Annotated in this window: 17 protein-coding genes and 1 tRNA gene; 15 read left to right on the forward strand and 3 right to left on the reverse strand. The window is 60.6% G+C overall.

Annotated features, from left to right (window positions below; all coding sequences use genetic code 11):
• Nucleotides 1–134: 134 nt before the first annotated feature.
• Nucleotides 135–1,295 carry a Gfo/Idh/MocA family protein gene (locus SH292x_RS19320; RefSeq protein ID WP_442482663.1) on the reverse strand — a complete coding sequence of 387 codons (1,161 nt, stop codon included), beginning with the start codon at nt 1,293–1,295 and terminating at the stop codon, nt 135–137.
• A gap of 143 nt (nt 1,296–1,438) precedes the next feature.
• On the opposite strand from SH292x_RS19320, the gene SH292x_RS19325 reads away from it, so the two are divergent.
• The 9 genes from SH292x_RS19325 (at nt 1,439) to SH292x_RS19365 (ending at nt 10,144) form a co-directional block, all read left to right on the forward strand.
• Nucleotides 1,439–2,053 carry a class I SAM-dependent methyltransferase gene (locus SH292x_RS19325; protein WP_442482664.1) on the forward strand — a complete coding sequence of 205 codons (615 nt, stop codon included), beginning with the start codon at nt 1,439–1,441 and terminating at the stop codon, nt 2,051–2,053.
• 133 nt (nt 2,054–2,186) lie between these two features.
• On the forward strand, nt 2,187–4,052 hold the full coding sequence (locus SH292x_RS19330) for a UbiD family decarboxylase (protein WP_442482665.1): 1,866 nt from the start codon (nt 2,187–2,189) through the stop codon (nt 4,050–4,052).
• Nucleotides 4,053–4,099: 47 nt separating this feature from the next.
• Nucleotides 4,100–4,585, forward strand: coding sequence for a hypothetical protein (locus SH292x_RS19335; RefSeq protein WP_442482666.1), 486 nt, complete (start codon nt 4,100–4,102; stop codon nt 4,583–4,585).
• Nucleotides 4,586–4,915: a prepilin peptidase gene (locus tag SH292x_RS19340; protein ID WP_442482667.1), complete on the forward strand. Its 330-nt coding sequence runs from the start codon at nt 4,586–4,588 to the stop codon at nt 4,913–4,915.
• A gap of 204 nt (nt 4,916–5,119) precedes the next feature.
• The gene (locus tag SH292x_RS19345; RefSeq protein ID WP_442482668.1) at nt 5,120–6,508 is read left to right on the forward strand and encodes an MBL fold metallo-hydrolase RNA specificity domain-containing protein; all 1,389 of its coding nucleotides are present in this window, start codon (nt 5,120–5,122) and stop codon (nt 6,506–6,508) included.
• 131 nt (nt 6,509–6,639) lie between these two features.
• Nucleotides 6,640–7,527 carry a TIGR00730 family Rossman fold protein gene (locus SH292x_RS19350; RefSeq protein WP_442482669.1) on the forward strand — a complete coding sequence of 296 codons (888 nt, stop codon included), beginning with the start codon at nt 6,640–6,642 and terminating at the stop codon, nt 7,525–7,527.
• A gap of 295 nt (nt 7,528–7,822) precedes the next feature.
• Nucleotides 7,823–9,037 (forward strand): TlpA family protein disulfide reductase, encoded by a 1,215-nt coding sequence (locus tag SH292x_RS19355; protein ID WP_442482670.1) that lies wholly within the window; start codon nt 7,823–7,825, stop codon nt 9,035–9,037.
• Between the two features lie 11 nt (nt 9,038–9,048).
• Entirely contained in the window at nt 9,049–9,450 is a 402-nt protein-coding gene (locus SH292x_RS19360) for a hypothetical protein (protein ID WP_442482671.1), read from the forward strand.
• A 28-nt stretch (nt 9,451–9,478) separates the two neighbouring features.
• Nucleotides 9,479–10,144 (forward strand): hypothetical protein, encoded by a 666-nt coding sequence (locus SH292x_RS19365; RefSeq protein ID WP_442482672.1) that lies wholly within the window; start codon nt 9,479–9,481, stop codon nt 10,142–10,144.
• On the opposite strand, the gene SH292x_RS19370 is transcribed toward SH292x_RS19365, so the two are convergent.
• The gene (locus SH292x_RS19370) at nt 10,141–10,479 is read right to left on the reverse strand and encodes an ASCH domain-containing protein (protein WP_442482673.1); all 339 of its coding nucleotides are present in this window, start codon (nt 10,477–10,479) and stop codon (nt 10,141–10,143) included. The two genes, SH292x_RS19365 and SH292x_RS19370, sit on opposite strands and share 4 nt — an antisense overlap.
• A 164-nt stretch (nt 10,480–10,643) precedes the next feature.
• Here SH292x_RS19370 and SH292x_RS19375 point away from each other — a divergent pair.
• The 5 genes from SH292x_RS19375 to SH292x_RS19395 all read left to right on the forward strand — a co-directional run bounded on the left by SH292x_RS19375 (nt 10,644) and on the right by SH292x_RS19395 (nt 14,932).
• A tRNA-Gly gene (locus SH292x_RS19375) sits at nt 10,644–10,716 on the forward strand.
• Nucleotides 10,717–10,943: 227 nt separating this feature from the next.
• On the forward strand, nt 10,944–12,407 hold the full coding sequence (gene tig, locus SH292x_RS19380) for a trigger factor (protein WP_442482674.1): 1,464 nt from the start codon (nt 10,944–10,946) through the stop codon (nt 12,405–12,407).
• Between the two features lie 476 nt (nt 12,408–12,883).
• Nucleotides 12,884–13,444 (forward strand): ATP-dependent Clp protease proteolytic subunit, encoded by a 561-nt coding sequence (locus tag SH292x_RS19385; protein WP_442485871.1) that lies wholly within the window; start codon nt 12,884–12,886, stop codon nt 13,442–13,444.
• Between the two features lie 110 nt (nt 13,445–13,554).
• Nucleotides 13,555–14,139 (forward strand): ATP-dependent Clp endopeptidase proteolytic subunit ClpP, encoded by a 585-nt coding sequence (gene clpP, locus SH292x_RS19390; RefSeq protein WP_442482675.1) that lies wholly within the window; start codon nt 13,555–13,557, stop codon nt 14,137–14,139.
• 412 nt (nt 14,140–14,551) lie between these two features.
• Nucleotides 14,552–14,932: a hypothetical protein gene (locus tag SH292x_RS19395; protein WP_442482676.1), complete on the forward strand. Its 381-nt coding sequence runs from the start codon at nt 14,552–14,554 to the stop codon at nt 14,930–14,932.
• A 138-nt stretch (nt 14,933–15,070) separates the two neighbouring features.
• On the opposite strand, the gene SH292x_RS19400 is transcribed toward SH292x_RS19395, so the two are convergent.
• Entirely contained in the window at nt 15,071–15,508 is a 438-nt protein-coding gene (locus SH292x_RS19400) for a VOC family protein (RefSeq protein WP_442482677.1), read from the reverse strand.
• 149 nt (nt 15,509–15,657) lie between these two features.
• On the opposite strand from SH292x_RS19400, the gene SH292x_RS19405 reads away from it, so the two are divergent.
• The gene (locus SH292x_RS19405; protein WP_442482678.1) at nt 15,658–18,897 is read left to right on the forward strand and encodes an autotransporter-associated beta strand repeat-containing protein; all 3,240 of its coding nucleotides are present in this window, start codon (nt 15,658–15,660) and stop codon (nt 18,895–18,897) included.
• Nucleotides 18,898–19,113 lie beyond the last annotated feature (216 nt).

The raw sequence follows: 19,113 nt of genomic DNA on the forward strand, positions 1-19,113 counted from the left end.
GGTTTAAGAAGAATTAGTCGCGGATTGGCGCGGATTTAAGCGGATCAACGCTGATCCAATGGAACGCTCGGGCTAATGCTTCAATCCGTGGGCATCCGCTTTGATCCGTGCGCATCCGCGACGAATCGTTTTCTTTAATTTACACGCTCTACGTTCGCCCACGCGTTCGTCTCGATCGACTTGTCGACCGCTTCGAGAACGGCGACGCATTTCGCTCCGTCGCGGAAGTCGGGCACGCAGGGGCGGTCGTGAGCGATGTCTTCTAGCAGATCATACACTGCGTGGACGAAGCCGTGTTCGTAGCCCAGGATGTGTCCCGGCGGCCACCAGTTGCCGACGTAGGGGTGCGAGCTTTCGGTCGCCAGGATGCGACGGAAGCCTCGGGCACTTTCAGTGTCTTCGGTCGTGTAGAACTCCAGCCAGTTCATGTCCTCAAAGCACCACACCAGCGTGCCCTTGCTGCCATTGATCTCGAACCGATTGAAGTTCTTTCGGCCTGGAGCCAAACGCGTGGCTTCGAACGAACCAAACGCGCCGCTCTCGAACTTCGCGAGCCACATGCTCGAGTCGTCGACCGTCACCTCTTCGGTTCCTTCGCCCGCGGTGGCGGTGAGGCCGCTGCTGGTTCCTTCGGCGGGGCGCTCGGTGATGAAGGTTTTCTTCTGTCCGACAACACTGGCGAGATCGCCGACCAGATAGTGGGCGAGGTCGATGGCGTGAGCACCTAGGTCGCCATGGGCTCCGCTGCCGGCCGACTCTTTGCGCATCCGCCAGTTCATGGGGAACATCGGATCGACCAGCCAGTCCTGCAAGTAGGTAAACCGCGCGTGGCGGATTTCGCCGATGGCGTCGTTGTCGATCATCTGCTTGGCGAGCGCCACAGCGGGTACACGGCGATAGTTGAAGTTCACCATGTTCTTCACACCGGCCGAACGAACCGCGTCGATCATCGCCCGGCACTCGGCCATGTTCATCGCCAGCGGCTTTTCGCAGAACACGTGCTTACCCGCCTTGGCGGCGGCGATGGCGATCTCGGCGTGCGTGCTGCCCGGCGTGCCGATGTCCACGAGGTCGATGTCGTCCCGCGCGACCAGTTTTTCCCACGAAGTCTCGTAACCCTGCCAGCCCCACCGCTCAGCAAACTCCGACACCGCCGACTGGTCGCGACCACATACGGCCTTCATCACGGGCCGCGCCGTGCAGTCGAAGAACTTATCGACCGTCATGTAGGCGTTGGAATGCGCCTTGCCCATAAACTTGTAGCCGACGAGTCCGACGTTGATTTCTGATGGCATTGCAGCGGGGGCTTGGAGGAGTGACAGGCAACCGCCGACTTCCGTCGGTGGCTGGGGTAAGGGCATAATGCGAGGGCCCTCCAGAATACTGCGAGTAGGGATGAACTCGCAACTGTGTCCCCCGTTCCCGACGATTGCAGACGATGGCCCGCCTCAAGACGATTCCTTTCGACCCACCCTCGCTCGTACTTCCCGCCCGGATTCGGGCCTTGCTCGACGACGCCGACGAGCGAATCGACTCGTTCCAGTTCGACCACCGCGACACGCCGGTCGCTGCCTTTGTGCCGAGCGATTTCGTTCTGGCGTACGAGGCGTTGGCGGCGATTGCATCGCTGAACCTCGCGCCCGGTCGGCGGTTCATGGAGTGGGGATCGGGCGTCGGCGTGGTGACCTGCCTCGCCGCCACGCTGGGGTACGACGCCGTGGGCATCGAGATCGAGGACGATCTGGTGGAAGTCTCGCGCGAGCTGGCCGCCGACCACGAGATCGAAGCCGAGTTCGTCGCCGGCAGCTTTGTCCCCTATGATGAAGTGGATTTGTTCGATTTGACCGGCGACTTCAACTGGGTTCGAACCGACGCCTCGACCGCTTACGAAGACCTCGGCCTCGAACCCGACGACTTCGACGTGGTGTACTGCTACCCCTGGCCCGGCGAAGAAGCAATGAGCGAAGAACTGTTCGCGAAATGCTGCGCGACGGGAGCGCTGCTGTTGAGCTTTCACGGGAATGAGGGAGTGAAGCTGCGGCGGAGGATGTGAGAAATCGAATGGCGAGCGGGGCCCGTTAGGGCCGTGGTAAGTTCGCGAGCTAAACAGCGTGACCCTTGAAATCGAAAGCGAACGATTGGCAATCGGGGTCGGAGACCCCTCCCACAGTTCCCTATAGCTCATCATGAACTACACCTCGCTTCACCAATGCGTCCACGACCTCGAGCGTCATAAGCACCTCGTGCGTATTGACGCGCCGATTGACGCGAACCTCGAAGCGGCGGCCATTCAGCGGCGGGTTTTTGCTGCGGGTGGTCCAGCGCTACTGTTCACGAACGTCGTCGGCACTGAGTTTCCGATGGCGAGCAATTTGTTCGGATCCTGGGAGCGATGCCAGTTTCTGTTTCGCAGCACCTACGCGGCGGTCGAGCGGTTGGTGCAGCTCAAGATCGATCCGACGTCGGCGCTGCGATCTCCGCTGAAGTACGCGACCGCTCCGTTCTCGGCGCTCAACATGCTGCCGCGGTACGTGGGCGATGGGCCGGTGGTGGCGCACGAGACCACGATCAGCAAGCTGCCTCAATTGGTGAGTTGGCCTCGCGATGGTGGCGGGTTCGTCACGCTGCCACAGGTTTACACCGAGGACCCTCGCCACCCAGGGCTTAAGCGGTCGAATCTCGGCATGTACCGCATCCAGCTCACCGGCAACGACTACGTGCCCGACGAGGAGATCGGGCTGCATTACCAAATCCATCGCTCGATCGGCGTGCACCAGCGGCTCGCCATGGAGCGAGGCGAGCCGTTTCGCGTGAACATTTTCGTCGGCGGCCCGCCGGCGATGAACCTTGCCGCGGTGATGCCACTGCCCGAAGGGATGAGCGAGCTCGGTTTCGCCGGTGCGCTCGCGGGCCGGCGGACGCGAATGATTCGCCGCGCAGGTGGACTACCCATCTACGCCGACGCCGACTTCGCGATCGTTGGCACCGTAATTCCAGGAGAACTCAAACCCGAAGGGCCATTCGGCGATCACCTGGGCTACTACTCGCTGGCTCATCCGTTTCCAGTACTCAAGGTCGAGAAGGTTTATCACCGGCGGAACGCCATCTGGCCTTTCACCGTCGTAGGCCGTCCGCCGCAGGAAGACACGATGTTCGGCCGGTTGATTCACGAGCTGACGGGCCCGATCATCCCCACCGTGCTCCCCGGCATCAAGGAAGTACACGCCGTGGACGCGGCGGGCGTGCACCCGCTGCTGCTGGCGATTGGTAGCGAGCGCTACATGCCATTCCGCGAAGTCGAGCGACCGCAAGAACTACTGACCCAAGCGTGCGCGATCCTCGGCCAAGGGCAACTGTCGCTCGCCAAGTTCCTGTGGATCGCCGCCGAACAGGACGACGCCAAGCTTGACCTGCACGACATCGCGAAGTTCTTCACCCACATGCTCCGCCGCGCCGACTGGACGCGCGATTTGCATTTCCTCACCGAAACGACGATCGACACGCTCGACTACTCGGGGAGCGACCTGAATGCAGGATCAAAACTGATCGTCGCCGCTGTTGGTAGACCGATGTTCGACTTGGCGACTGAAGTTCTCAGCTCGCTCCGCCTGCCCGATGGCTTTAGCGATCCACGAATCGTCATGCCGGGCGTGCTCGCCGTTCGCGGTCCGAAGTGCCGACGACCGTCGTTCGAGCCTAGTACGTCGGGCGACTCCGACACCACAGAAGACCTCCGCCGATTCTGCAACTCGTTCACGGCTGCCGATTCGATCAACCAGTTCCGCATGGTGTTGGTGGTCGACGATCCGCAGTTTGTCAGCGAGTCGCTAGGCAACTTCCTGTGGGTCACCTTCACCCGCACCAACCCCGCGGCCGACATCGATGGCGTCGAGGCTTTCACGCACCAAAAACACTGGGGCTGCCGTGGAGCGCTAGTGCTCGACGCGCGGATTAAGCCACACCACGCCCCGGTGCTGGAGGAGGATCCCGAGGTGACGAAGCGGATTGAAGCAATGGCGGTCATAGGGGGACCGCTGGCGGGTTTGTGGTAAGCTGGACAACGCTCTTATTTTCTTCCCCACGAGTTCTGAACCCAACAATGCCATTCAATATCACGCTCGAGCCTGGCCACTGGACTGGAAGAATGGAGACTTTGATCAATCCGTTCAATAACGTTCCGTTCGAGTGCCCTGAAAACTCGTTCCTTACCAGTAGCGAAGAAGATGCCGCAGCCGATGCCCTGTGTGCGACGGCGGAGAAACTTTGCTCGACTATTAACTGGGAACAGAGTGACTTTATCTTGCGTGATGGTACGGCAATCACAATTTACCATACGAGTATTGCAGAAGAATGTCAGTTTGTTAGTAAAGACGCCCTGACGGAAGATGCCTCCGAATTAATCTGGTCTGTGATGAAGGCAGCGAATATGTTAATTCGCGATGTCCAGGGTAATTTGGTACTCGCATCGTCATCCGAGCTTCTGTCAAAGTCTCCGGCGAAGTACCACGATCAGAGGCTATGCACCTCCGCCGCAGACTTGCTCAAGATCATGCGAGAGAATCCAGACAAGTGGGATCAAATCTAGATGCTCCTCGCAGACTCTTTCAATCTGAACGACGCCCAGTGGTGGTTGACGATGGTGTTCGTCGCCTTCTTGGGTGGGTGCGTTGGTAGCTTTTTGAACGTCGTGATGTACCGCCTGCCGCGGGGCGAGAGCGTTGTTTGGCCGGGGTCGCACTGCCCTAAATGCAACCACGCGATCCGCCCCTGGCACAACCTGCCGGTGCTCGGTTGGCTGATGCTCGGCGGCAAGTGCTACGACTGCCGGGCCGCGATATCGCCCAAGTACCCGCTGGTCGAACTCCTCACCGCCACGGTGTTCGTCCTAGTGGCGCTTGCGGCGGGGATGGGTTAGACTGGATTGAGACGAACCACAGAGTGCACAGAGGACACGGAGAAGAGAAAGGATTTGGGAACACTAATCGACGCTAATAACCACTAATGGGATTAGCGAGGATTAGCGGCTGTTAGTGTTCCCAGAGTTCTTCTCTCCGTGAACTCCGTGTTCTCCGTGGTTAGCAGTTAGATTTTCAATACTCTTCCGATCGGCTTCTCCTCCATGATTCGACTCACTTTTCACGGCGCGGCAAAGACGGTTACGGGTTCGAAGTACTTGCTCGAAGCGGGTGGGTCGAGCGTGCTGGTCGACTGCGGGTTGTTTCAGGGGCTGAAGAACCTGCGCGATAAGAACTGGCAGCCGACGCCGTTTGATCTCAAGACGCTCGACAGCGTGATTCTGACGCACGCGCATCTCGACCACGTTGGATACCTGCCTCGCATCGTGAAGGAAGGTTACAACCACCGCATCCTTTGCACCGAGGCAACGGCCGAGCTGGCCGAGATCATTCTGCTCGACTCGGCAAAGATTCAGGAGTCGGACGCCGAGTACGCCAACAAGAAGGGCTACTCGAAGCACAAGCCGGCGCTGCCGCTGTACGATGGCAAGGACGTGCTGGCGACGGTCAAGTTATTCCGCGAGATCCCACGCGAGAAGTGGCACCAAGTCGCTGGGCCGATCTGGGCGCGGTTCCACGACGCGGGGCACCTGTTGGGTTCAAACATGATCGAGGTCGAGATTCGCGACCGCGAGCCCGCGTTTCGCATTCTGTTCTCGGGCGACGTTGGCCGCTACGACGGACCGCTGTACCACGACCCAACGCCGCCAACGGAGTGCGACGTGCTGGTGTGCGAGAGCACCTACGGCAACCGCGATCATCCCGAAGCCAGCCTGCTCGATGGCTTGGCCGACGTGTTGGATCGCGCGTTCGCGCGCGGGGGCGTGGCGCTGATGGCGTCGTTCGCCGTGGGACGGGCGCAGCAGCTGATCTACTTGATGGAAGTGCTCAAGTGCCAAGGGCGATTGCCCGACGTGCCGATTTATCTCGACAGCCCCATGGCGTGCAACGCTTCGGACATCTACCGCGATCACGCGTTGGACCACGATTTGACCGAAGCCGAACTTTGTGGCGATCGGCCGATGCTCGATGGACCATCCGTGCATCTTTGCCGGACTGTCGACGAATCGAAGGCGCTGAATAACGTCCGAGGCCCAGCGGTGATCATCTCGTCGAGCGGCATGATGACGGCCGGGCGGATACTGCATCATCTCCAGCGCCGGCTTCCCGACAAACGCAACACGGTGGTGCTCGGCGGGTTCATGGCCGTGGGGACGCGCGGGCGATCGCTGGAGGACGGGGTTCCTTCTCTGCGGATGCACGGTATGGATATTCCGGTGCGTGCCGCGATTGAGAAAGTTCCCGGTCTTAGCGGTCATGCCGATCGTAGTGAGCTATTGCGGTGGCTGTCGGCGATCAAGCAGCCTCCAAAGCAGGTGTTTCTCACGCACGGCGAGCCCGACGCGGCCAGCGCGCTGGCCGAAACGCTAGCGGCCGAGCGGGGGTGGAAAGTGACGGTGCCGAATCTGGGCGAATCGCATACGCTAGGCTAAATGAGTGGTTTCTCGACGAGTTGAATGTTCGGCTTTCTGATTAAGATGAATGCTGACGGAGCGACTTGTGATTCGGAGCAACCACGGCACTGACGGAGCCCCGCTCGCCTACAACATCTGCGCTGGACATTATGCCTGAGCCTGCACCTGACGAATTCACCCTCGACGCGCATCACGACGATCTGTCCGCAGATGTCGAACGCAATCGCCAAGCGATCTTGAAGTCGCCCAGCTACAAGCTGGCGGAGTACGATGTCGACTTTCTTAAGCGCCGCGAGCAGCGACCGCTCCGGATGCAGCTCGAGCTGCAGAAGACCGAGCAGCTATTGCGCGAGCACAAGATCGAGACGACCGTCGTGATCTTCGGCGGCACGCAGATCGTGCCGCGCGAAGAAGCCGAAGAGCGTGTCGCCGCCGCCAAGATCGACCTCGCCGAGGCCCCTGAAGATGAACAGCGGCAGCGTACGCTGAAGCGTGCCGAAGCTCAGCTCGAAAAAAGTTACTTTTACGAGCATGCCCGCGAGTTCGCCCGCATCGTTTCGACCAGCTGCCAGACGGATGGCAAGTGCGAGTTCGTGGTGACTACCGGTGGTGGTCCAGGCATCATGGAGGCAGCCAATCGCGGGGCGTTCGATGTCGGAGCGAAGAACGTCGGCCTGAACATCGAACTGCCGCACGAGCAGGAGCCCAACCCTTACATCACCCCCGAGCTGTGCTTTCAGTTCCACTACTTCGCGATGCGGAAGTTCCACTTCATCCTTCGCGCGGCCGCGCTGGTCGTGTTCCCAGGCGGGTACGGCACGCTCGACGAGTTGTTCAACACGTTATGCCTTCGCCAGACGGGACGCATGCAGGCGATTCCGATCATCCTCTATGGCCGAAAGTACTGGGAGTCGATCATCAACTTCCAGCAGATGGCCGACGAGGGAGTGATTGCCGACGAGCACCTCGACTTGGTTTCCTACGCTGACACGCCGCAGGACGCTTGGCGGCAGATCGCCGAGTACCACGGTATCTAGGGAATCGGCACCTAAAAAATCGGCTGTTCCCACCAGTTTGCGGCCAAACGGCTTGCAGCCGGTGCCCACAGGCGCCTAGTATTACGGTTGGGTCGTGCGCGTTCGGGTGCAAGCTCGCGAACGCCCAACCGCCCCGAGGGCATGGCTGCTTCCTCACCCCCCGTTAGGCACAAGCTGGCAACCTGGAATGCCAGATGCTGTCCCCCCTCCCCCCGCTTAGGGGCCTTGGAATCAACGCGATCGTTTGCTCGATTGACGGGCTTTCGTTGGTCCAATGCAGTCCACAGGTGTGTAGATGATGTTGCGTAGCGAGTTGGCCAGGCGGCCGCTTCGGCATTGGATTGGATTCTCCCTCGTCACCTTGATGACAACGGCGGCGAGCATCGCGCAGGAACCACCCGCGGAGGGGGAAGGTCCCGCTGCCGACCCGTATCAAGTACCCGAAGGTGGCATCGACGAACTCATCGAATACCTGAACACCGGCATGCAGGCCATGCAGCCGACTACCGTGGAAGACGCGCGGCGGATGTTCTGGTCGCTGGACTCAGCGGCTGAGAAGGTCTACTCGTCGCCCGACGCCACCATCGAGCAACGCGTGGACGCCGCTCGTCGACGGGTGTTCTTCTTTAGCCGGCTGCAGATGCTCGACGTTCCCGAGGCAGGGGATAAGCTCACTGCGTTCCTCGACCAAGCTTCGCACGACCCTGCCCCTGAGTTGCAAGAGTTCGCTAAGCTCGCCAGCTTCGCGCACAAGCTCGACAAATGGTCGCGGTACGACAGCAAGCAGCGCGACGTAGTTCTCGCCGAGGTGAAGACGAATGTCGTCAGCGAAAACGCTAAAGGCGTGGACGTTGCCGTGCTGTTGATGCTCGCCGACACCGTGGCCGAGACGCCGGACGCGCAGCCGGTGATCGATCTAATCCACGAGGCAATGCCGGTGCTTGAGAAAAGCCAGGAGCCACAGGTTCACGAACGGCTAGCGCGTCTCGCCGGTGTGGTGCGTCGGCTTGAACTTCCTGGGGACAAGCTGGAACTCGAAGGGACCTTGCTGAATGGCGAAGCCCTCGATTGGGACGCCTACCGCGGCAAAGTGGTGCTGGTCGACTTCTGGGCGACTTGGTGCGGGCCGTGCCTCGAAGAGCTCCCCAACTTGCTGGCCGCGCACGAAGCCTACCGCGAAAAGGGATTTGAAGTGCTGGGGGTAAGCCTCGACCAGGATAAAGAGTCGGTCGAGAAGTTCATCGCCGCCCGGAAGATTCCGTGGAAGACCCTGTACCATCACGAGTTCGCGAAGGACTCGCAGCCTTGGGACCATCCGATCGCCGTGAAGTACGCGATCAATGCAATCCCGCGTGCAATTCTCGTTGACCGCGAGGGGAAGGTTGTGGCGATGAACGCGACGGGCGACAATCTGAAGAAAGCCCTCGCCGAGCTGTTGGGGCCGGCTGACACCAGTGCCGGGGCAACACCCCCTGCCGATAAGACGAAGACGGCGCAGGCCCAACCCTAGATCGCCCGTTCATGACGCTCCTCTCCGTGCTCGCGCTGGCGCTGCTTGCCCTCTCGGGCTTGCTGCTGGACTGGCATCGAAGAGCCTGGAACGCGGCGAAATCGAACACCGAGCTCGAACCCCGTGATCTGCGGGCTGCTCGGGCACAATACCTACGTCGCCTGCGAGCGAGCGGGCTGATTGGCGTGATCGGTGCCCTGCTCATGGTCCGCCCACTGGTGCCCGAGAAGCCATTGTGGTTTACACTGTACCTCCTGCTGCTGGTAACCCTGTGTGGCTGGATGCTGCTGCTGGCGCTGGTGGACACGTTTGCCACGTCGCTTCGCCTCCGCCGCGCAAAGCAAGAAACCGAATCGTTGCACGCGAAGCTCGAGCGAGAACTCCGCGCGGCTCGCGAGCGATCGGAAGACTAACCCTACCACTGACTCCCAGGCTTTTGCGTTGGACCCCGTACGCCTTGCTATCGCCGTCGTCCCGCTCGCTGCGTACTTGGCCGTGCTGGGGTGGGCCAACATTCGCCGCCGCCCGCTCGTAACGACGGGGGCATGCGAGATCGCGGCCCTTGGCATCGGCCTGATTGGCCTCGTGTTCGTGGGGCCTATCGAGCTGTTTCGTCCCGAATTGGCCACCAATCAGTTTCACAACTACATCTGGTTGGTGCTACTCGCGCTCTATTTGCTGTGGGTCGCGCTCGCCGCGATGATCTGCCGTCCAAGGCTGGTGGTCTTCAACAGTACGCCCGAAGAACTCCGCCCGCTGCTCTCCGAGGCCGCAGGCACGGTCGATGCTTCGTTTCGCTGGGCAGGCGACTCGCTGGTCCTCCCAAAGCTGGGCATTCAATTGCACGTCGATGGCTTCCCGTTGCTTCGCAATACGTCGCTTGTTTCCAGTGGGCCACAGCAGAGCCTCGAAGGTTGGCACAAACTTACCAAGCAACTTCGGGCGAATGTTCGCCAAGTAGTCGTCGAGCCTCGCACTGTGGGCTTCTTGCTTCTGGGCGTCGCCGTGATGCTCGTGGCGGTCGCCGAATGGCAACTCGCAGCGCACCCCGAGCGAGTCGCCGAAGCCCTTGGCGAACTGTTCACCTTCGGCTGGGAAGGCAGCTAGCGGGTCGCGGCTGAGTCGGCAGAGGTCTCGTTCGGCACTTCCCCCACCGCGAACGTCACGCGGTACGCCTGGTACCCCTCAGCGAGTTTTTCGCCGTAGATGTCGCGGAGTTCCGCTTTCAACGACTCGGCGTCGGCAAAACCATCGGGCAGGGCGTCGGCGTCCGTAAGCTCATCGACGGCCACCTGTTCGACCGCGAGAATCCGAATCGCCCCGATGCCCGGGATGTAGCTCCGCTGCCCGCCGCGCATGATCCGTCGCTTCCAAAGCCGAATGGTCTGGGTCTTCTCGCCGGCACGGATGGGGTCGAGGAACTTTTTCTTAAACAGGAGCATGGAGCTATTTTACCCAAAGCGCCGCCTCCGGACCCTACAATCGCTACAAAAACCCCGCAAAAAACCGGGGGCTGATCCACCCTTGCAACCCCTCGGTCGGGGCCTATAATCTGTGATTCGGCGAACGTGAGTGACACCTTTCGTGTCCTTCGTTCGACCAACTTGCGGGTGTAGCTCAGTTGGTAGAGCACAACGTTGCCAACGTTGTTGTCGTGGGTTCGAATCCCATCACCCGCTCTTGTCGTCCTTCCGTGGATCGCGATTTTCGCGGTCCAGGGGCTGAGGCGACGGACCCCACCGAGCGGCCCGCGCTACCTTTCAACGAGGGGTGCGGGCCGTAATAGTTTACGGGGCGTGAATACACAGGGCGGCGCCCGGCATTCCGCGGCCCCCAGCCGATCGCACTTGCGGCATCCGGCTCGGGCAGCCACCAGCGCCGTCTAAGACACGAGAAAGGTGAAGCAATGTCGGACGAGATTCAAAACGAAGAAGCCACCAGCACCGCCGGCGAAGCCCCGTCGCTCGACCTATTGGTGAACATCACCTCGCCCTCGGCGTGCGAGCGCCACGTGACGGTCACCGTCTCGCGGGCTGACATCGATCGCTACTTCGACGATGCGTTCTCCGAGCTCGTCCCCAACGCCAGCGTCCCCGGTTTCCGCGTCGGCCGTGCGCCTCGCAAGATCGTCGAAGGCCGCTTCAAGAAGGAAGTCTCCGATCAGGTCAAAGGCACCCTGCTGATGGACTGCCTGGAGAAGATCGGCGAGGACAAGTACTTCGCCGCGATCAGCGAGCCCGAGATCGATCTCGAAGCCGTGGAAGTGCCCGATACCGGACCGATGACCTTCGAGTTCGATATCGAAGTGCGTCCCGAGTTCGATATGCCCCAGTGGAAGGGCCTGAAGATCACTCGCCCGATGCGCGAGTTCAACGACGAGGACGTAGCCGAGCAGCTCGAAAGCATGCTGACTCGCTACGCCCAGTTGGTACCGACCAAGGATGCCGCCAGGGCTGGCGATTACGTCACGCTGAATATCACCAGCAAGTACGAAGGCAAGGTAGTTGCCGAGGACGAAGAAGTCGTCGCCCGCATTCGCCCGACGCTCAGCTTCTACGATGGTAAGCTCGAAGGCTTCGACAAGTTGATGGAAGGTGCCTCGGCCGGCGATAAGCGGACCGCTCAGATGCCGCTGTCGAAGGACGCCTCGAACGAGGAACTCGCCGGCAAGACCGTCGACCTCGAGTTCGAAGTGCTCGAAGTCAAGGTGCTGAAGCTCCCCGAACTGAATGAAGACTTCTTGCAAGAACTCGGCCAGTTCGAGACCGAAGATCAACTCCGCGACGCAATTCGCAAGAATCTCGAGCGTCAGCTGCAATACGCCCAGCAGCAGAAGTCTCGCGAGCAGATCACCGCCCTCTTGGTCGAGTCGGCCAACTGGGACCTGCCGCCAGGACTGCTCAAGCGCCAGAGCGCCCGCGAGCTCGAACGTGCCATCATGGAACTGCGTCGCAGCGGTTTCAGCGAGACCGAAATTCGTGCCCGCGAGAATCAGCTCCGCCAGAACAGCAACGCCAGCACCGCCTCGGCCCTCAAGGAACACTTCATCCTCGAGCGAATTGCTGAAGAGGAGAACATCGAAGCCGCTGAGGGCGATTACGAGCAAGAAATCATGCTCATGGCCCTGCAGAGCGGCGAGTCGCCACGCCGTGTTCGGGCTCAGCTCGAAAAGCGTGGCCTGATGGACGTGCTGCGCAACCAAATCGTCGAGCGCAAGGTGCTCGAATTGGTGCAGGGCGAAGCCAAGTTCACCGACGAGCCTTACCTCGCCGAGAAGAACGACGTCGAAGCCATCTACATGTCTGCCGGCGGCCAGGGTTACATCCCCGAAGCGACCGAGAAGGCCAAGGACGAAGACTCCGAAGGCTAGTCGACATAGGACACGCGGATAAAGGCGAGCCGGAAGCGTTAGCGCCCGGAGTCGTACGCGGGTGGCACGGACTGTCGTTCGGAAAAGCCAAGGCCGTCAGGACTAACTCTCCACGAGCGATTGTCCGTGTGCGCAGCACAAGAGGCGTTGGAGCCGCAGCACAAGAGGACTTGGAGCGTTCGAAACCTCTTGCCACTTCGTGGCGGCGCACTTCGACTGCCCGCGCAAAGCCAAACCCACCTATCCTCGCCCGCCGTCTTTGGGGTAAGTTGGGCGTAGCCCCGACTTGGGTTCACGCTTAAGATTCTATGGTCCCCGCGGCGTTCGCCGTGGGCACACCCAATACCACACGCCTACGACTCAACTCGCATAAAGGACTGGCGATGAACCTGCCTTTTGGATTCCCCACTGGCTCGCTCGAGGCAACCGCCTTGCAGCCCCAGCTCGCCGCACGCGACTACCAGCGCCAGCGGACCATGACGCTCGGCGATCTCCTCCTGGAGAACCGCGTAATCTTCCTGCAAGGCGAGATCTACGACGGCAACGCCAACGAGCTGGTCATGAAGCTGCTGTACTTGCAGAGCGAAAACCGCCGCAAGGACATCCACTTCTACATCAACTCGCCGGGCGGCAGCGTCACCTCGACGCTCGCCATCTATGACACCATGCAGATGATCTCCTGCCCGGTTGCCACCTACTGCGTAGGCATGGCGGCGAGCGGTGGTGCGGTGCTGCTCGCCGGCGGTGAGAAGGGCAAGCGTTACGCCCTCAAGCACTCGAAGGTCATGGTCCACCAGCCTCACGGTGGCGTGGGAGGTCAAATTTCGGACATCGAAATCCAAGCCCGCGAAATCATCAAGACGCGTGACCTGCTCGACCGCCTGATGGCCGACCACACGGGCCGCACCGTCGAGGAAGTGGTCCGCGAGCGCAATCGCGACCGTTACTTCACGGCCGAAGAAGCCAAGGAGTTCGGCCTGGTTGACGAAATCATGCTCAAGCCCCCCACGCCCGAAGGCGCAGAAGAAGATGAATGACGAATGTCGAATGACCAATGACCAGTAAAGTTGGTCCTTGGACATTCGCGAATTGGTCCTTCATGTTCCGCAGCCATTCCAGAACACTTTAGCGCACAGGACGCCTCACCATGCCTCTCATTCCCTACGTCATCGAAAAGAGCGGCCGCGAAGAGCGGGCGATGGACATTTATAGTCGGCTGCTCAAGGATCGCATCATCATCCTGGGCTCGGCCATTAACGACGAAGTTGCCAACAACATCGTCGCGCAGCTCTTGTTCCTGCAGTCCGACGACCCCAAGGCCGACATTTCGCTCTACATCAACTCGCCCGGCGGTAGCGTCACGGCGGGCCTGGCGATCTACGACACCATGCAGTTCATCAACTGCGACGTCGCGACCTACTGCATGGGTCAGTGCGCGTCGATGGGTGCCGTGCTGCTGGCCGCGGGTGCCGAGGGCAAGCGTTACGCCCTGCCGAACAGCCGCATCATGATCCACCAGCCGCTCGCCGGCATGGAAGGCACCGCCGAGGACATCATGATCCACGCCGAGGAGTACCTGAAGACCAAGCGCAAGCTCAACCAAATCCTCGCCAACCACACCGGCCAAACGCTCGACCAACTCGAACGCGATACCGACCGCGACAAGTTCATGAGCGCCGAAGAAGCCGCCGAATACCGCATCATCGACAAAGTGATCGAGAGCATGGGTTAGGAATGACCAATGTCGATTGACCAATGACCAATGATGATTGCGAACAACCAATTAGCCCGCGGCGGAAGCCGCGGGTTTTTTGTTGCGCAGGCGAATTCCCTTTCGTGGCATCCTGAGGGAGCCCCAGCGACCGAAGGATCTCCGTTGCCATTCGAGAAGGGTGCCTGGGGACGAGTCGCGCGAGCCCCCAGCGAGTTGCTAATCGCTCTATATCTCACGCAGAGACGCAGAGACGCAAAGAAGAGAAAAAAGGAGATGGCAACACTAATCGGCGCTAATCTGCACTGATCCGGATGAGCGAAAATTAACGTGGATTAGTGTTCCTAAATCCCCTTCGCGTCTTTGCGCCTTTGCGTGAGACAACCCCAGCACCCAAGTTAGAACGACTCGCACACAAGAACTGAGTTTACCGATGAGCCAATACGACTACCGCTGGGATCCGGTCGAAGTGATGGCCTGCCTAGAAGTCGAGCCCCAGCTAGACCATCACGGCAACGACCCGTACTTCCCAATGTACCACTACAGCCTCATCGACGGCGAAATCCATGCCCACGTCTGGATCGATTCAGAGATATTGGATGTCGGTGTGGAACTTAAAGTCGCGGGAAAATTGCTTCTGCAATTGCGAATGTCGGGTGTTGCACGCATCGAGCGTCACTGCGACCTTCGACATGGTGCGGACGAGCTGAGGTTTCTGGACGGAGTCGGCTCAGAATCTTACAGCAATCTACCCGAAGGTTTCATCCTCCGCCGAAAACCCCACCTGCAAGTTATTCTCGGCGCGCGTGGATAGAAGCCCTTCGCTCTTTATCTCACGCAAAGACGCCAAGACGCCAAGAAACGAGCACATCACGAATCGATTAGCGAAGATTAGCGCCGATTAGTGTTCCCAAAAATCTCCTCCGCGTCTCTGCGTCTCCGCGTGACAACCCTACCCCCCGCACATCTCCGTGAACCGCCGCTGCATTTCTTCCGGCGTCATGTCTTCGATGTGCGAACCCAGTAGCCACTCGTGGCCGAAGGGGTCGAGCACTTTCGCTGCGCGCTCGCCGTAGAATTGGTCTTTGGGTTCCATCAGCAGCTTCGCGCCGGCTTCCACAGCGGCCTGGGTCAGCTCGTCGACGTTGTCGACGTGCAAGTGGATCGAGCTCCCCGTGCCGCCGAAATGCTCGGGGCCGTGAATGCCATACTCGGGGTACTCCTCCGACACCATCACCACCTGCTTGCCAAATAGCAACTCGGCGTGCCCCACCCGGCCGCCGGGCTCAGTGAGTCGCATTTGCTCGGTGGCCCCGAACACTCGGCCGTAAAACTCAATCGCGGCCTGAGCATTTCGGACACGCAGGTAGGGATAAACTTCCTGAATCATGCGATTATCTCACTTATTTTTAGTTTTCGTTGCCGCCTTGGGCGAGGCTCGTTAAACTGAAGGTTCCGGAACCAACCCCCGCGGAACTCCCTCCGCACTCGCCAGTTTAGCCGCTTAGGCGACGCGACGCTCCTTTGATTTAGGCGACGATGAAACTGCTCGACCAACGCCGTTCGCTCTACGCGCTAGTGACGCTGCTCGCCCTCACGCCGGCGGTTCATGCGCAGCTCCCCAGCGGAACGTGGCAGTATCACTGGGGCGACGACTTCACCGGCTCGACGCTCGACACCACGAAGTGGAGCAATGGATCGCCCGACTGGGGCATGTCGACCGCGGCCCCCACACAGATTCGCCAGGACCACGTCGATCTCGACGCGGGGCAACTCGTCCTCAAGGCTAGCCGCGTCAGCGAGGGTGGTGCCGAGCCGTTCGCCGGCGGCATCATCTCCAGTTACCAAAAGGTCAACATCAGCGGCGGCACCAACTACATCGAAGCCCGCATTCTGCTACCCAACACTCCCGGCTCCTGGCCCGCGTTCTGGGGTCTCTACGATGGATGGCCACCCGAGGCCGACATCATGGAGTATCCCATCGATACGGCTGCCGGCTCGGGATACAACCAGGATCAGTACCATACCGCGTTTCACTATCGCAACACGAGCGGTGGCAACTCCGCCGGCGCGGGGCAAGTGAACCCTGGCAGTGCTGGCGATCTCGGCGGCGCTTACCACACGTTCGGCATGGAGTGGCGCGAGGACGACTGGGTGGGCTTCTACTTCGATGGCCAGCGCGTAAGCGAGTTCGGTGACAACGCCGCCATTGAGCAGATGCAGCACATGTACCTGATCCTCAACTACGCCGTCGGCGGCTGGCCTGGCACGCCGAATACCACCGAGTGGCCCGTCGGTCACACGGACGAAATGAAGGTCGACTGGGTTCGCGTCTGGAAGGCCGGCTCCAGCAGCACCAGCAATTGGAACTACACCGGCATGAACACCAACGCCGCGTGGGACACCGCCGGCAATTGGACGAACGGTGCGCCGAATCTCGGTGGCATCACCTCATCGTTTGGCACCGCAAGTGTGGAGACGCAGAACATCGACTGGACCGGCCGTCGCACGCTCTCCGTCATGAACTTCGATGGCAACACTCGCTACCGGTTTGGCACCGCGGGCGATCGACTTATTCTGGGCTATGGCAATGGTGGGTCGATTGCACCCGCGATCAACCTCGCTTCGACGACAACCGCCGAACAGGAGATCACCGCCGACCTCGAAATCGCCGGTGGGCTCACCATCAACAACAACTCCACGAGCCCACTGATCCTGAGCGGCGGAATCCTTGGCGACGGGGGAATTCGCGTGCGAGGCGCAGGTGCCACGCGATTTGAGGGCACCGGCGACTACGGCGGCGATACGATCGTGGGACCTGGGCAAGATCTAGGCATCGCCATCGTCCGCGGGCAAAACGCCTTCGGCAATCTTGGCCGGCTCGTCATTGGCGAGTCGGGCAACAGCAGCACCGCTCGCGTCGAGCTCGAGAACAACTCGTCGATCGCCAATAACATCGCCTTCCGCGGTCGCAACAACGCGAGCTCCGCGATCGTCAACAACAGTGGCACGAATACCCTCGCCGGCACGTTGCAGCTCGAGTCGGGGGGCTCGACTTACATGCTTCGCTCCGACGCCGGCGTGATGCATCTCACCGGCAAAGCGAATGGTGTCTCCATCGGCACACTCACGAACATGTCGGGGCGGATGGTCACGCTCGACGGCGCGGGAGATGGCAAGATCGATGGCGCGATTCAAAATGCGTCGGGCACCACGCTCGCCATTACCAAACAAAACACCGGCACGTGGACCCTCGGCGGTACGAACACCTATAGCGGAACAACGACCATCAGCCAGGGCACGCTAGTGGTCGATGGGACCACCGGTTTCGGCAACACCCAGGTCGCCAGCGGAGCGACTCTCGCCGGCGGCGGCAACGTGCGTGGAAGCCTTTCCGCCCAGTGGGGTAGCACCGTTCGCGTCGGCGGCGCGGGCATTCCGCTCGTCAGCACGTCGGGCTTCGCCGAAATTGATAACTTCCAAGCCTATCCCATCGGTCAAATCGGGACGACACCTAACACCACTGGCAACGCCTGGACCGGAGTCTTCAACGGCACCGCGAACGCCGAGATCACCACCAACAGCGGCAACTCGGCCCTCGCCGTGCGCGGGATCAATGCCGCAAGTGGTTGGCGCGGAGCCGTGACCGATCTCGTCGATAACCATGAGGACGACTTCAGCCTCGCCAGTGGCGAAACGGGTACCTACTTCTTCCGCGTCCGCCGTACTGGCAGCGGCAACATCGACGCCGTGTTCGGCCTCACCGATCTCGAAGCAACGACTTCCACCGCTCCGGGGAGTGACACCGCCGACCCCTGGAACGAATACGCCACGATGCTTTCCATCGCCGGCAGCTCGGCCAGCAGTTCGCTCCGCGCCTTTAGTACAGGGGCGGGGGACGTCGCGCTTACCGCGATGCCCAACAACCAGTGGACCAACGTCTGGCTCACCGTCGACAACGCGGCGAAGACCTTCCGAGTCGCCACCTCCACGGGCAACAGCGATGGCACTCTCGCGCCACAGACGTTCCAATTTGGCCGCCGCACGGGTGCCACCGTGGGGACGAATCCTCTCGTGACATTCGGCATCCACGAAGCCCTCGGCTCGCCGGTCGAGTTCGACGACTTTTACTTCACCCCGGGCAGCGAACTTTCGAATCCCTTGTTCGATACGCTTGTTCCCGATGGCGAACTGCTCACTATCAGCGGCAACTTCCAGCAATCCGCCACGACGACGCTCGAAATCGACCTCTACGACACCACAGCTCACGATCGACTCGTAGTCGGCGGGGCCTGGACGGTCGGCGGGACGTTGAGCGTTCAACTCGATCCCACCGCACCTGCATTGGCCTCGGGCAACACCTTTGATTTGTTCTACTTCGACACGGTCACCGGCGCGTTCTCCAACATCGTCCTCCCCGAGCTTTCCGCTGGCCTGCACTGGGATACGTCGAACCTTCTGGTCAATGGCGTCCTCGCGATCGTTGCCGGCATCGAGGGCGACTACAACAACGATGGCATGGTCAACCTGGCCGACTACACCGTGTGGCGCGACAATCTCGGCGCCGCTGCCGGAACGCTCCCTAACGACCCCCACAACGGCGTGATCGGCTCCGAGCAGTACGAAACCTGGAAAGCCAACTTCGGCCAATCGCTCGACCAGCTCAGCACCGCCAGCACCACAACGGTGCCAGAGCCTTCGGCAGTGCTTCTTCTGCTCCTCGGTTCGATAGGACTATTCGCAGGGCTACGTGGCAAACGTCACCCTGCGGGAGCCTAAGCCCTGCGTGTCATCCTGAGGGAGCCTAAGCGACTGAAGGATCTCCTTCGCCATTCGAGAAGGGTGCCTGGAGATTAGTTTGTAGGCCGTATCAAGCTCCGCGCCGATACGGCATTTCGCGTGTAAGGGACGCGGCCGCTCACCAAGTCGCGTGCGGGTCGAGGAGGCAAACTTCTTATTTCTATCTCACGCAAAGACGCCAAGGCGCAAAGAAGA

Source organism: Aeoliella fuhlenseeensis (assembly GCF_052161615.1).
In the GTDB taxonomy this organism is placed as follows: Bacteria; Planctomycetota; Planctomycetia; order Pirellulales; family Lacipirellulaceae; genus Aeoliella.

Excerpts from the sequence above, each read along its gene's own strand:
- SH292x_RS19330 (WP_442482665.1), top strand. The coding sequence starts at position 2,187 with ATGAACTACACCTCGCTTCACCAATGCGTCCACGACCTCGAGCGTCAT.
- SH292x_RS19335 (WP_442482666.1), top strand. The coding sequence starts at position 4,100 with ATGCCATTCAATATCACGCTCGAGCCTGGCCACTGGACTGGAAGAATG.
- SH292x_RS19350 (WP_442482669.1), top strand. The coding sequence starts at position 6,640 with ATGCCTGAGCCTGCACCTGACGAATTCACCCTCGACGCGCATCACGAC.
- SH292x_RS19325 (WP_442482664.1), top strand. The coding sequence starts at position 1,439 with ATGGCCCGCCTCAAGACGATTCCTTTCGACCCACCCTCGCTCGTACTT.
- SH292x_RS19355 (WP_442482670.1), top strand. The coding sequence starts at position 7,823 with ATGATGTTGCGTAGCGAGTTGGCCAGGCGGCCGCTTCGGCATTGGATT.
- SH292x_RS19340 (WP_442482667.1), top strand. The coding sequence starts at position 4,586 with ATGCTCCTCGCAGACTCTTTCAATCTGAACGACGCCCAGTGGTGGTTG.
- SH292x_RS19360 (WP_442482671.1), top strand. The coding sequence starts at position 9,049 with ATGACGCTCCTCTCCGTGCTCGCGCTGGCGCTGCTTGCCCTCTCGGGC.
- tig (WP_442482674.1), top strand. The coding sequence starts at position 10,944 with ATGTCGGACGAGATTCAAAACGAAGAAGCCACCAGCACCGCCGGCGAA.
- SH292x_RS19405 (WP_442482678.1), top strand. The coding sequence starts at position 15,658 with ATGAAACTGCTCGACCAACGCCGTTCGCTCTACGCGCTAGTGACGCTG.
- SH292x_RS19345 (WP_442482668.1), top strand. The coding sequence starts at position 5,120 with ATGATTCGACTCACTTTTCACGGCGCGGCAAAGACGGTTACGGGTTCG.
- SH292x_RS19385 (WP_442485871.1), top strand. The coding sequence starts at position 12,884 with ATGACGCTCGGCGATCTCCTCCTGGAGAACCGCGTAATCTTCCTGCAA.
- SH292x_RS19370 (WP_442482673.1), bottom strand. The coding sequence starts at position 10,479 with ATGCTCCTGTTTAAGAAAAAGTTCCTCGACCCCATCCGTGCCGGCGAG.
- clpP (WP_442482675.1), top strand. The coding sequence starts at position 13,555 with ATGCCTCTCATTCCCTACGTCATCGAAAAGAGCGGCCGCGAAGAGCGG.
- SH292x_RS19395 (WP_442482676.1), top strand. The coding sequence starts at position 14,552 with ATGAGCCAATACGACTACCGCTGGGATCCGGTCGAAGTGATGGCCTGC.
- SH292x_RS19400 (WP_442482677.1), bottom strand. The coding sequence starts at position 15,508 with ATGATTCAGGAAGTTTATCCCTACCTGCGTGTCCGAAATGCTCAGGCC.
- SH292x_RS19320 (WP_442482663.1), bottom strand. The coding sequence starts at position 1,295 with ATGCCATCAGAAATCAACGTCGGACTCGTCGGCTACAAGTTTATGGGC.